The sequence below is a fragment of the Rhizobacter sp. genome, from assembly GCF_031412075.1.
Taxonomy (GTDB): domain Bacteria; phylum Pseudomonadota; class Gammaproteobacteria; order Burkholderiales; family Burkholderiaceae_C; genus Rhizobacter.
The window spans coordinates 1-12,503 of the sequence record NZ_JANOCG010000385.1 but is presented as its reverse complement, the minus strand read 5'-3'; the positions used below and the strand labels follow the sequence as shown (position 1 = coordinate 12,503).

General features: G+C 67.8%; 13 protein-coding genes. 2 read left to right on the top strand and 11 right to left on the bottom strand.

The genetic code is table 11. The annotated features are described in order from the left end of the window. Nucleotides 1-3: 3 nt before the first annotated feature. Nucleotides 4-1,251 (bottom strand): oligosaccharide flippase family protein, encoded by a 1,248-nt coding sequence (locus RMO40_RS14435; RefSeq protein WP_309722566.1) that lies wholly within the window; start codon nt 1,249-1,251, stop codon nt 4-6. A gap of 416 nt (nt 1,252-1,667) precedes the next feature. Here RMO40_RS14435 and RMO40_RS14430 point away from each other — a divergent pair, with 416 nt between their 5' ends. Beyond that, nucleotides 1,668-2,690 (top strand): right-handed parallel beta-helix repeat-containing protein, encoded by a 1,023-nt coding sequence (locus tag RMO40_RS14430; RefSeq protein ID WP_309722563.1) that lies wholly within the window; start codon nt 1,668-1,670, stop codon nt 2,688-2,690. Here RMO40_RS14430 and RMO40_RS14425 read toward each other — a convergent pair. Both RMO40_RS14425 and RMO40_RS14420 read right to left on the bottom strand, forming a co-directional pair. Further along, complete coding sequence (locus RMO40_RS14425; protein ID WP_309722561.1) at nt 2,675-3,868, bottom strand: aminotransferase class I/II-fold pyridoxal phosphate-dependent enzyme; 1,194 nt, start codon at nt 3,866-3,868, stop codon at nt 2,675-2,677. The genes RMO40_RS14430 and RMO40_RS14425 overlap by 16 nt on opposite strands. Before the next feature lie 53 nt (nt 3,869-3,921). Continuing rightward, nucleotides 3,922-4,935, bottom strand: a complete 1,014-nt coding sequence (locus RMO40_RS14420) for a glycosyltransferase family 2 protein (RefSeq protein ID WP_309722559.1) — start codon at nt 4,933-4,935, stop codon at nt 3,922-3,924. Nucleotides 4,936-5,038: 103 nt separating this feature from the next. Between RMO40_RS14420 and nth the strand changes: the two genes are divergently transcribed. Beyond that, nucleotides 5,039-5,695: an endonuclease III gene (gene nth, locus RMO40_RS14415; protein ID WP_309722558.1), complete on the top strand. Its 657-nt coding sequence runs from the start codon at nt 5,039-5,041 to the stop codon at nt 5,693-5,695. Here nth and RMO40_RS14410 read toward each other — a convergent pair. The 8 genes from RMO40_RS14410 to RMO40_RS14375 all read right to left on the bottom strand — a co-directional run. Continuing rightward, nucleotides 5,641-6,210 carry a histidine phosphatase family protein gene (locus tag RMO40_RS14410; protein ID WP_309722557.1) on the bottom strand — a complete coding sequence of 190 codons (570 nt, stop codon included), beginning with the start codon at nt 6,208-6,210 and terminating at the stop codon, nt 5,641-5,643. The genes nth and RMO40_RS14410 overlap by 55 nt on opposite strands. Further along, nucleotides 6,195-6,974 carry an adenosylcobinamide-GDP ribazoletransferase gene (locus RMO40_RS14405; RefSeq protein WP_309722554.1) on the bottom strand — a complete coding sequence of 260 codons (780 nt, stop codon included), beginning with the start codon at nt 6,972-6,974 and terminating at the stop codon, nt 6,195-6,197. The genes RMO40_RS14410 and RMO40_RS14405 overlap by 16 nt, the downstream gene beginning before the upstream one ends. Continuing rightward, complete coding sequence (cobT, locus tag RMO40_RS14400; protein ID WP_309722552.1) at nt 6,971-8,014, bottom strand: nicotinate-nucleotide--dimethylbenzimidazole phosphoribosyltransferase; 1,044 nt, start codon at nt 8,012-8,014, stop codon at nt 6,971-6,973. Before cobT ends, RMO40_RS14405 begins: the two co-directional genes overlap by 4 nt. After that, nucleotides 8,011-9,456 (bottom strand): cobyric acid synthase, encoded by a 1,446-nt coding sequence (locus tag RMO40_RS14395; RefSeq protein WP_309722547.1) that lies wholly within the window; start codon nt 9,454-9,456, stop codon nt 8,011-8,013. Before RMO40_RS14395 ends, cobT begins: the two co-directional genes overlap by 4 nt. Then, nucleotides 9,453-10,427 (bottom strand): aminotransferase class I/II-fold pyridoxal phosphate-dependent enzyme, encoded by a 975-nt coding sequence (locus tag RMO40_RS14390; protein WP_309722544.1) that lies wholly within the window; start codon nt 10,425-10,427, stop codon nt 9,453-9,455. Before RMO40_RS14390 ends, RMO40_RS14395 begins: the two co-directional genes overlap by 4 nt. Further along, entirely contained in the window at nt 10,406-11,338 is a 933-nt protein-coding gene (gene cbiB / locus RMO40_RS14385; RefSeq protein ID WP_309722541.1) for an adenosylcobinamide-phosphate synthase CbiB, read from the bottom strand. The genes RMO40_RS14390 and cbiB overlap by 22 nt, the downstream gene beginning before the upstream one ends. 12 nt (nt 11,339-11,350) lie before the next feature. Then, nucleotides 11,351-12,115, bottom strand: coding sequence for an ATP-binding cassette domain-containing protein (locus RMO40_RS14380; protein ID WP_309722539.1), 765 nt, complete (start codon nt 12,113-12,115; stop codon nt 11,351-11,353). Next, the coding region (locus RMO40_RS14375; RefSeq protein WP_309722536.1) for an iron chelate uptake ABC transporter family permease subunit at nt 12,112-12,503 on the bottom strand (392 nt) is incomplete at its 5' end. The genes RMO40_RS14380 and RMO40_RS14375, both read right to left, overlap by 4 nt.

The following is a 12,503-nucleotide window of genomic DNA, read 5'->3' as shown; positions in this document are numbered from 1 at the left end:
CGACTACAGCTTCTTCTTGAGCACAGCACGCAGCCGTAAGCCTGCCACCAGGGCCAGGCTCGCCTCGGCGGCCAACAAGGCCCAGCCATACGACAGCGCGCCGGTGGGCACCAGCAGCAGCATCACGATGAACACGGCTGCGGCCACCACCACCACCATGGCGTAAGACCGCTCCTGGCCAAAGGCGATCAGGCACTGCATGCCAAACAGTTCGGCCGCAGCGTTGAGCGGCACGCTCAGGCCCAGCAGCATGATCAGCCCGACCGCCACCGGGTACTCGCCCAGGAAGACCTGGCGCACGATGAACTCGGCGGCGAACAGGATCGCCACGCCGATCACCGTGCCCACACCCAGCAAGGCCGCCAGGGCCATGCGCCCCACACGCACTGCCTGCGCCGGTGATGTGCGGGCCAATGCAGACAGGCGCACGAACGTGAGTTGCTTGATCGGCAGCAGCACCGCCTGCCCGGCCATGCGCACACGAAGCGCCAGGTTGGCCGCGCCCACCGTGGCGGGGTCGGCGGTGATGCCGAGCAAGGCCACGCCGCCGTTGGTGAGCAGCGCACCACTCAGGTTGCCAAACACGATGGCCGACGCGCGACGCATGAGCCCGGCGATCACCGACCACTGAGGCCGCACGAAGCGCGCGAGCTGCCGGTGGCTCAGCGCCACCCACGCGGTGGCCGAGGTGGCGACCGACACGAAGGCGTAGGTCCAGAGTGCGCCGCTCATGTCGCCGGGGCGCGATACGAGCACCCACAACAAGCCGATGGCCGACAGGCGAATGGCCGTGGTGATGGCCAGCAACACGCGCGTGCGCTCGAGCGCGCGCAGGTACCAGCCCACGTCCATCGCAAAGCCGAGCATGTAGACCACCATCGGCAACGCGAGCACCCATTGGTCAACGCCGCGCAACCACAGCACCGAGGCGGTGGTGACACTGGCGACCAGGCACGCGATCAGCAACTTGGCCGCCGTGACGTTGCACAACAAGCGGTGCTGCCGCACGGGGTCATCGGCCGCCTGCGACACCTCGCGGATGCCCAGCCAGTCGAAGCCGAACTCGATGATCACCCCCAGGAAGGCGGCGAGCGCGGTGTAGAAGGAGACGATGCCGAAGTCGTGCAGGCCCAGAACACGGCCGCAGACGATGGCAAAAACCAGGGGGAATGCAAAGTTGGCCAGGTGGGTCAAGGCCAACTCGGCCAGCTTGCGCAGGGTGTCTTTCACGGGGCCTTGGACGGTGAGCACGGAACTCAGCAAGTTCCGAGCCGTTGAGAGCCGAGGCCACGCCCGGCAGAACTCGCTGTGGGCGGCCATGATAACGACGGCGCCCTCTAAGAGTGCGGCTTGTGATTGATTGAAAGGATCGTTGCAGGCGTGAATTTTGAGCACGCGTCGGCGACGACAGCCACCCACAATCCGCCACCTGCTCACCAAGGGCACCGAGAAGAACCGAGGGAGATCCGATGAACCATTCGCGGACTTTTGCCGCACTGTGCATGGGTGCGTCCATCGCCCTGCAAACTGCATGTGGCGGTGCCGATGTGGAGACCTCGCACGGAGCCACCTCGAACCCACCTGCGGCAACACCTTCCCCAGCGCCAGCACCAGCACCGGCACCCTCCCCGGCCCCCGCCCCGGCACCCCCCGAGACGCCAGCCAGTGTGGCCATCACCGACCACGGTGCGGTGTGCGACGGCAGGTTCGACAACACCAGCGCCATCGCACGCGCCATCGCGGCCGCCAGGCAGCTGGGCCGCACGGTGCTCGTGCCAGCCGGCGTGTGCGCCTATGGCGACGTGATACGCCTTGACGGCGTGAAGCTCACCGGCACCGGCGACAGCTCGGTGCTGCATGCGCTCAACCCGAACCGCGAGGCCATCTTCCTCTCGGGCGACGGCGCGGCCGTGAGCCGGGTCAGGCTCGCGGGGGCGCGCTCCAACGTGCGGCAGGCCGCGTGGGAGGCCACACGCATCACCGCGTTCGGCGCCACCAACTTTTTGATCGACAACGTCACCATCGACGGCTCGGCCGCGGCCGGCATCCAGACCGCCCGCGCGGCCAGCAATGGCCGCATCACCAACAACCGCATCCGCGACACGCTGTCCGACTCGATCCACATCACCGACCGGGCCAGCCACATCACCATCACCAACAACCGGATCGAAAACTCCGGCGATGACGGCATTGCGGTGGTCAGCTACCGCCACGACGGCGGCGTGGTGGCCCACGTCACCGCGCGCGACAACGTCGTTCTCAACAACCGCTGGGGTCGCCAGATGAGCGTCGTCGGTGGCAACCAGGTGCTCTACGAGAACAACCGCCTCGACAACAACCTCGCTGCCGCGGCCTGTCTCTATGTGGCCCAGGAAGCGGGCTATGCCACCTACGGCTCCAGCGAGGTGGTGCTCAGGCGCAACAGCCTCAGCCGCTGTGGCGGCGGCAGCTCCGGGCACGGCGCCGTGATGCTCTACAGCGACGGCCAGGAAGCCAACACCTCGATCACCATCGTGCGCAACGACATCGCGCAAAGCCAGCGCGGCATCCGGATATTCAGCCCGATGAACACCCGCGTCACGGTCGACAGCAACCGCGTGGCCGGGGCCACCACGCCGTTCGACATCGTCACACCCGGCGTGAGCTTCACGCCTTACACCAGCGGGCCGGTCGGCTACGAGGCGCCCTGAGCCAGGCGCGAGCCCGCGCCCACCATCAGCGCCAGCAGGTGGCAGATGCCTTCGATCTCTTGCACGTTGACACCGGTGCCCGTCGGCAGGACGAGCAGCTTCTCGGCCAGCGCCTCGGTGCGCTCCAGCTGCAGCGGGAGGCCCGCGTTGAGCGTGCGGTAAGGCTCCATGCGGTGGCAGCCCGGCCAGAAGTATTTGCGCGCCATCACGTTCTCTGCCTGCAGGGCCCGCAAGATGTCGTCGCGCGACGGGCCGCCGGGCGGCGCGGTGTACTCGAGCACCACGTACTGCAGGTTGTTGCGCTCCTGCGGGGCCCATTCGCGCAGCAGCACGCCGGGCACATGCGCCAGGTGCCGGCGGTAGGTTTCATGGTTCAAGCGGTTGACGGCCAGGAACTCGTCGATGGTGCGCAACGAGGCCAGGCCCATGGCGGCCGAGATCTCGCTCATCTTGCCGTTGGTGCCCACGTACGACACCTCGTCGACACCGGTGATGCCAAAGTTGACCATCGCGCGCAGGCGGCGCGCCAACTCGTCGTCGTTGGTGGTGATCGCGCCACCCTCGAAGGTATTGAAAAATTTGGTGGCGTGAAAGCTGAACACCTCGGCCCGGCCAAAGCCGCCGATCATCTGCCCGCCATGGGTGCAGCCAACGGCGTGGGCCGCGTCGAACAGCAGCTGCAGGCCATGCTCGTCGGCAATCTCTTGCAGTGCCTCGACCGGGCAGGCGCGCCCCCACAGGTGCACACCGATGATGCCGGTGGTGCGCTCGGTGATGAGGCGTCTGACCGCTTGCGGGTCGAGCAGGTGCGACGCTTCGTCCACATCACAGAACACCGGCTTGATCTGCTGCCACTGCAGGGCGTGGGCCGTGGCCACGAAGGTCATCGAGGGCACGATGACTTCGCCTTGCAGCGGCATCGCGCGGATGGCGATCTCCAGGCCCACGGTGGCGCTCGACACAGCGATGCAGTGCTTGACGCCCAGGTACTGGCTCAGCGATGCCTCCAACTCGCGCACGCACTCGCCATGGTTGGTGTACCACTTCGAATCCAGGATGCGCTCGACCCGCTGCATGAAGTAGGCACGGTCACCCGGGTTGGGCTGGCCGACATGCAGCTTGTGGGAGAAGGCCGGCGGCGAGCCCAACACCGCCAGCTCGTCAACGCTGTGCTTCATGGCCTGGGACTGCGTGAACCCAGCCCCGGGCGCACCCACCGCAAGGTCGCGCTTCATGCTGAACTGGGCGCCCCGGTGGCGCTGCGGTGCAACTGCGCCAGCTTCAGCGCCAGCGAACGCGGCAACACCACCACGCCCACCATCCAGATCGACAGGATCAGTTTCATGCCGAACCCGATCATGGGCCAGCGCCAGACCGATTGAAACGCCAGGCGCAGCAGCTTGCCCGAGGGCTGAGGTGAAGCGCTTTCGCCAACGACCTGGTCGCCGCCAAACCGCACACAGATCGCCGCAAGCCGCGCTTCCCAGGGGGCCAGCAACTGCGGCACCCGTGGCCGCTGGTTGATGCGCGCCAGAGACTGCTCGACAAAACGCTTGGTCGAGTCGGCCCGCTCGTACTCCGACCACAGGCCGGTCGGTGCGTTGTTCATCAGCAGCGAGCCGTCGTCAGCCGGGCGATGCAGGCGGTACGCCCCCAGGGGCTCGGGCAGCGTGACCACCTCGCCATACGCGGGTGCGAGAAGAATGGGCACCGAATCCGCCGCCCGCTTCCACTGGGCTTCGTCCATGGGCAACACCTGCCTCAGAAAACCGGCGCCATAGGCGTTGCCCGAGCCGGGTGGCGAACCGTAGGTGCCGAATTCCCGCAGCAGGGCCAGCGCCTGCTGGTCGTGCATGTGGTGCGGCACCTGCCGGCCCAGCGAATGGCCATCGCGGTCGACCATCAAGAGCGGGAACTGCACCTTGCTGACACCTGGGCGCCAGGCCGCCACGATGCGCTCGGCCGCTTCGGGATAGAGCCAGTCATCGGCATCGAGAAAAATCACCACCTCGCCGCTGGATTCGGCAAAACCGGCGTTGTAGGCCGAACCCTGGCCGCCGTTGGGTTTGACGATCAACTTGACGCGCTCGCCAAAAGGTTTGATCGCGTCCACGGAGCCGTCGGTGGAGCCGTCGTCCACCACAATCACCTCGACGTCGGCATGGGTTTGCGCGAGTGACGACTCGATGGCCTTGGCCAGGAAGGCGACGTAGTTGTAGTTGTCGATGACGATGCTGACGCGCATGGTTTGGAGTGAGTCTTTGTATGAGCCAAATGGGCCAGGTTCTTCAAGCAATATCGGTACCACGAGCTTTCCGTCAAAGTCCGTGCGATGACAATCGAGCCCCATGAAAACATCGTCCATCGAACCTTTTTTCGCCACGCTGCGAGCGGCCAACCCGCACCCCGTCACCGAACTCGAATACACCAACGCGTTTGAATTGCTGGCCGCCGTGCTGCTGTCGGCCCAGGCCACCGACGTGGGGGTGAACAAGGCCACGCGAAAGCTGTTTGCCGTGGCCAACACGCCGCAGAAGATGCTGGCGCTGGGTGTTGAAAGGGTCAGCGACTTTATCAAGACCATTGGCTTGTTTCGCAACAAGGCCAGGAACCTGGTCGAAACAAGCCGTATCCTGATCGACCAGCACGGCGGCCAAGTACCACGCAGCCGCGAGGCGCTCGAAGCCCTGCCCGGTGTGGGCCGCAAGACGGCCAACGTGGTGCTCAACGTGGTGTTCGGTGAGCCGACGATGGCGGTCGACACGCACATTTTTCGTGTGGGCAACCGCACCGGCCTCGCGCCGGGCAAGAACCCGCTTGAAGTGGAACTGAGGCTGCTCAAGCGCGTGCCGGCGGATTACCTGCCGCACGCACACCACTGGCTGATCTTGCACGGGCGTTATGTGTGCCAGGCACGCAGACCGCTCTGTGAGCAGTGCAGCGTGGCGCGCTACTGCGATTCGGCCCCGCCGGGCTTGATCGCCAAGTCGACCGAGGCGGCGTAAGCCACGGCGGCTGGCCACTCGGTGGCCGGGGTGGGCACGGGCAAACCGGCGAACACACGCAGTGCGGCGTTGATCCAACCGGCGTGAGAGACCACGCAGCCACCCTGCTGCCCCTGCCCGGCCAAGAAGGCTTTGCATCGGCTCATCAGCTGAGCCAACGATTCGCCACCACCGGGCGCGTGGGTCGCGAAGGCTGCCGTCCACGCGCTCAGCTCGGCCTCGCCGATCACGCTCCAAGGCTGCCCGTCCCAATCGCCGAAATCGAGTTCGCTCAAGCGCACATCCACACGATGTTGCCAACCCCAGCGCGCCAACCAGCGCCCGACGTCTGCACTGCGTTGCAGCGGCGATGTCCAGACCACGCGAGGCAATGACTCTCGCCGCGCCCGCTGGCGAATGTGATGCGCCAGACGCTTGGCCTTGCGCCGATCCACAGGCACGTCAGTGCGCCCGATGCAGCGCCCGGCCACACCCACGGGCCGCGGGTGCCGCCACACGATCAGAAGCGCAGCCATGCCAGGCACCCGAGCAGCACCAGCAACTCGCTCAGCTGTTGCGTGGCGCCCAGGGTGTCTCCCGTCATGCCGCCGAGCCGGCGCTTCAGCCAGGCGGCAGACACCACGGCACACAACACGGCCGACACGATGCTGCCCAGCACGGCGGGCCACCAGGCCAGGTTCCACGCCAGCAACAAGCCACCCACCACCAGCACCCACCCCCAGGCCACGGCAAACCCCCGGCCCGAGATGCGCTGCGCCAAGGGCTTGGCCTTGGCGTGCGCCAGGTCGCCCGCATAAGGCAGCCAGCGGATCAAGGCCACCGCCGCAGCCCGCGAAGCGGTGTGCGCCAGGATCAGCGCGGCCAACACCCAGGGCAGCGGCAAGGCGCTGAGCGTCACCGCCTTCAAGCCCAGCACAAGGAACAAGCCGACTGCGCCATAAGTGCCGATGCGCGAATCTTTCATGATCTCGAGCGCGCGCTCGCGGCTCACCACGCCACCGAAGGCGTCGCAGGTGTCTGCCAGGCCGTCTTCGTGGAAAGCGCCCGTCAACAACACCGTGGCCGCCATCGAGAGCATCACGGCCACCGGCATCGGAAACAGCCACCAGGCCGCCCACAACACCGCAGCGCCCACACCACCCACCAGCGCGCCGACCGCAGGGAAGTGCCGCGCGCTCTGGTGCAACCACTCCGGCTGGTAGCCCACCCAGCGCGGCACCGGCAGCCGGGTGAAGAACTGCACGGCGATGAAGAAGAGCCGCAGTTCGTGCACGATCATGAGGTCTCGCGGTCCGACACGCCGGCTGATTCGAAGCTCGCCATGTCGTTCAGCACATTCACCGCGCTGACGAGCAGCGGCCACGCGAGCGCCGCGCCCGAGCCTTCACCCAGGCGCAGCGCCATGTCGAGCAGCGGCTGGGCGGCGAGGTGGCAAATCATCACGCCGTGGCCACTCTCGGCAGAGCGATGCGACCAGACGCAATAGCCCAGCACGGTCGGCACCCATTGCGAAGCCACCAGCACGGCAGCGCCGGTGATGAAGCCATCGACCACAATGGTGCGGCGCTCGCTCGCGGCCTGCAACACCGCGCCCACCAAGCCTGCGATCTCGAAGCCACCCATGGCCGCCAACACCTGCAGGGGCTCGCTCAGCGCAGCGTGCTTTTGCATCACCTCGCGCAGCACCCCCAGCTTGCGCGCCAGGCCCGCGTCGTCGAGCCCGGTGCCACGGCCCACGCACAGCGCAAGCTCGGTACCGGTGAGTCGGGCCAGCAGCAAGGCGGCGGCCGAGGTGTTGCCGATGCCCATCTCACCGAGCAGCACCACGTTGCCGGGCAGGCCTTGAACCACCTCGCGGCCCATGGCGATGGCGGCAAGGCACTGCGCCTCGGTCATGGCCGGGCCTTGTGTGGCATCGGCGGTGCCGGCGGCGATCTTGCGCACCAGCAAACCGGCGCGCGGTGCAAAGTCGTGGCGTACACCGGCGTCCACCACCGTCAGCGCCAAAGCATGCTGGCGAGCCAGTACGCTGACCGCCGCACCGCCGGCGAGAAAGTTCTCGACCATCTGCCAGGTCACGTCGCTCGGGTAGGCCGACACGCCGCGCGCCGCCAGACCGTGGTCGCCGGCGAAGACGATGAGCTGCGGCGCATCCCATCGCGGCGTTTCGGTCTGCTGGATCAAGCCGACCTGCAAGGCCAGCGCCTCGAGGCGACCGAGCGCGCCGAGTGGCTTGGTCTTGCGGTCGATGCGTTGCTGCAAGCGTTGCGCGAGAGCGGCGTCGTGCACATCGGGCACGGCAGGAAGCATCAGGGTCATGGGTTCAGCAGATTCATCAGGGAATCGCGTTCAAAGTGTTGATCGATGAAATCGGCCAGGCCGTCGAACACGGCATCGAGGCCGCGCACTTCGGCACCGAACAGAGCGCGCATCATCTCGGCCGACTCGAACAGGCCGTGCGCATACAAGCCCAGCACACTGCCCTGCTGCCAGCCGATGGCAGCACCTTCGTCATTGCGCAGCACGACCGGCACACCGCCGCGCGACTCGGTGCGGCCATGGTGGATTTCGTAGCCGCTGAAGCTCAGGCCCGACAGCGCCGACCACGGGGCCTTCAGCTCGCCCCACTGCGCGCCGGTTTCACGCAGCAGCTTGGTGGGCTCGAAGCAGGTGCTCAAGGGCAGCAGGCCGAGGCCTTGTGCGCTGCCATCGACACCATGCGGGTCGAGCAGCTCGTTGCCCAACATCTGCAGGCCACCGCACAAACCCAGAACAGGTCGCGCCGCAACCGCGTGGCGCCCGATCGCGTCATCCAGACCATGCGCACGCAGCCAGGCCAGGTCGCTGCTGGTGTGCTTGGAGCCGGGCAGGATGATCCAGTCGGCTCCTTCCAGCTCGGCCGGTGTGCGGGCCCATCGCAAGGCCACGCCGGGCAGGTTGCGCAGTGGCTGGAACTCGTCGAGGTTGCTGATGCGTGGGTAGGCGACGACGGCGATCTGCAAGCCACGCTGCTTGAGCGGGCTGTCGTCGAACACACCGTCTTCTTCAGGCAGGCCGTGGCCGCGCCACAGGGGCAGCACGGCCAGCGTGGGCACGCCGGTCAGGCGCTCCAGCATCTGCGGGCCGGGAGCGAGCAGGCTCGCGTCGCCCCGAAAACGGTTGAGCACGAAACCGCGAATCAGCCGCGCTTCGGTGGCGGGCAGCAGCTGGTGGGTGCCGTAGAGGTGGGCGAAGGCACCACCACGGTCGATATCGGTGACCAGCAGGCAGGCGGCCTGCACTTCACGGGCGGTGCGCATGTTGACGTAGTCGCTCGCATGCAGGTTGATCTCGGCCGGCGAGCCGGCGCCTTCGATCACCACCACCTCGTTCTCGCCCATCAGCCCGTGCAGCGCTTCGCGGCCATGGGGCCACAGCGCCTCGCTGCGCTCACGCCAAGGCACTGCTGCCAGGTCCGCCCTCACTTCACCCAACACCACCACCTGGCTGGCGGTGTCGCGCTCGGGCTTGAGCAGCACCGGGTTCATGCGCACTTCGGGCGTGCAGCGGGCGGCGAGCGCCTGAAAGTATTGCGCGCTGCCGATCTCGCCGAGACGGCCGCCGACCCCCGGCACCACGCGCGCGTTGTTGCTCATGTTCTGCGCCTTGAACGGCGCCACCTTCAAGCCCCGGCGCGCATACCAGCGGCACAGCGCCGTGGCGAGCCAGCTCTTGCCGGCCCCGCTGGTCGTGCCGAGCACCATCACCGCACGCGCCGTCATGCGTTCACTTTCAACCAAGCGGCGCGCAGGGCCTGCTGCGCTTGCGGCGACTGCACGCTCAAGCGCACGTGGCCGGGCAAGCCCATGTCGGTGGTGTCGCGCAGCTTCACACCGTGCTCGCGCAACCCCGACACCTGCTGCGCATCGACCCCTTGCGCCACGAAGAACGGCGCGACGCTTTCACGGTACAACCAGCCGAGCTCCGCACAACACACGAGTTGCTGGCGCTTCCATTCACGCAGCGTGGGCAGGCAGTCGGCCAGCCAGGCCTGCGTCTCGTCGGTGGGCCAGCCCGCCAGCATCGCGACCCCGTGTGCACCCAAGGGCCACGACGGCGCCAGGCGCTCCAGCGCCATCTGCAACTCGCCAGCGTCGGGCGGCGCAATGGCATAGGCCCCGCGCACGCCAGTGAGGCCAAGCGCCTTGTTGGGCGACATCAGCTGCCACGCGTGCGACGGCATGGCCGGCGCTTCGCCGCTCAGGCGCAGGGGCGCGTAGGCGCGGTCGACCACCAGCACCGCCCCTTCGCGTGTGGCCGGCACGCGCTGCGAGCGGCCTTCGGGGCTGCCGGGCTCGGTGTGCCACACCAGCAAGGCATCACCCGCCTGCGCGGGCCGCAACCCGCAGCTGCGCGCCGCGCGGCCATAGTCGGCGTAAGCCGGTTGTGGCAGGTGCACGCTGGCTTGGGGCCAGCGCTGCGCCACCGCCATGGTCATGCGCCCGATGAACTCACTGGCGCTGCCGGCAATCACGATGCGCTTGGCGGGCACCGCATGAAAACCCGCCAGCTGCTCACGCAAGGCGGTGTAGCCCGGGTCGGGGTAACGCGTGGCATCGGCCTGGCGGATGGACAGCAACACACGCGGGGCCGGGCCGCAGGCGTTGGCGTTGGTCGAAAAATCCCAGCGCGGCACACCGGCCGCGTCGGGCCCGCCGTGAGACGGCCCGCTCACAAAGCCCTCGCCACCCATGACAACACCGTCAACACCATTGCGGCCCAGGCCGCCAGGGTGGCAAAACCCAGGGCCTGTGCCATGTTGCGCGACGACGGCGAGGCACCGGTTTCGTTGAGCACGTAGACCCCTGGTTTGGCCAGGCGCACACCCAGGCGCAGCGCCATGGCGCCCATGGCCCAGCCCCCATTCGGCGAGGGTGTACGCCCCGCCTGCCGCCGCAGCGAGCGCCAGTGGGCGGAGCGCCAGGCCGGGTAAAGGCTGAGTGCGGTGATGCGCGCCGGCAACCACGAGAGCACGTCATCGGCGCGCGCGGCCCATTTGCCTGCGTATTCCCACACCCCGTGATAGCCCCACATCGCATCGGCCGTGTTGGCAAAACGGTAGACCACGGCACCCGGCAAGCCCGCCACCGCAAACCAGAACAGCGGCGCCACCACCGAGTCGTTGAGGTTCTCGGCCAGGGTTTCAATGGCCGTCTCGCGCAGGGCTTCTTCGCTCAAGCCGCTCAGGTCGCGGCTGACCAGACGCGAGAGCCGCTCACGGGCCGGCTCCACGCCCTCGGCCAGCGCGTCTTCGACCGCCAGCACCTCGTCGCGCAACATGCGCCAGGCCAGCATGGGCTTGAGCAAGAGGGCCAGCATTGGCACCGACCACCACAGCGACAAGCCCAGCAGCCAGTGCTGCAGCCCCCATGCTGCGGCGCCCAGCGCGATCGCCAGCACCAGCCACACCGCGGCGCCGCCCCAGAAGGCGGCGGTAGGCTGCATCACACGCAGCCGGCAGCCCACAGGCCACAGCAGCTTGCCCAGCCAGGCCACTGGGTGGAAGGCATCACGCGGCTCGCCAAACAAGGTGTCGAGCGCCCAGGCCAGCAGCAGCGCGAGTGCCATTGCGAAGGCGTGCGAGGAGGTGAAAGCGTCGAGCATCAGGGGGTGTCGTCAGTCCAGGTTGGGCAGGGCCACCAAACGGTCGCCGAAACGTTCGATTCGCACGGCGTGGTCAAACACCGACTCCAGGGCCGCATGCACAGCGCGGTCATCGCTGCGGCCTTCGGCCACCACACGCCCCGCCTGCATGACGACCAGGTGGTCGGCCTGCAGCGCGAGCGGCAGATCATGCAACACCGTGACGACGATGCGCTCGCTGGCAATGCGTTTGAACAGACGCACCAAGGCCACCTGGTGCGGTGGGTCGAGGTGGGTGGTGGGTTCGTCGAGCAGCAAGATGGGCGCATCGACCGCCAGCGCACACGCCAGCAAGGCACGCTGGCGTTCACCGCCCGAGAGCTGGTGCAGGCGGCGGTGCTCCCACGCGATGCACTCGGTGAGCGCCATGGCCTGCTGCACGGCGGCTTCATCCTCGGGGCCCGGCTCGCCGAACAAACCGAGGTGCGGCAGGCGACCCAGGTACACCACTTCGCGCACGGTCAGCTCGCCCGTCGCACCACCTTGCTGGGCCAGCCAGGCGATCTGCTGCGCCCGCTCACGCGCAGGCCATGCCGTGAGCGGGCGGCCCTGCAGCATCACCTGCCCGCCTTGCAGCGCCTGCAACCCGGCCAGGCTGCGCAGCAGGGTCGATTTGCCGGCACCGTTGGCCCCGACGACAACCGTCCAGCCGGCTTGCAGCGTCAACGACACCTCGTGCAGCACCGGCCGGCCGCCGAGCGACACCGACACACGCTGTGCCTGCAAGGCCGCGCTCATGTGATCTTTCGCCGGTGCAGGAGCCACAGCAGGTATCCCCCACCCAGCACCGCGGTGAGCACACCCACCGGCAGCTCTTGCGGCGCCAGGACACTGCGCGCCAACACGTCGGACGCCAACAGCAGCACCCCGCCCATGGCCGTACTCGCCACCAGCGTGAAGCCGTGCGCTGCGGGCGCGAACCGGCGCACCAGGTGCGGCGAGACCAGCCCGACGAAGGCGATCAGTCCCGCTTGCGACACCGCCATGCCGGTGGCCAAAGCCAGCGCGACCACCATCGCCACCCGCACATGCGCCAGCGCCAGCCCCAGGCTGACCGCACTTTCTTCGCCAAGCGTGAGCGCATCGAGCGCACGCGACAGGCGCCAGGCGAGTGGCAGTGCGATCG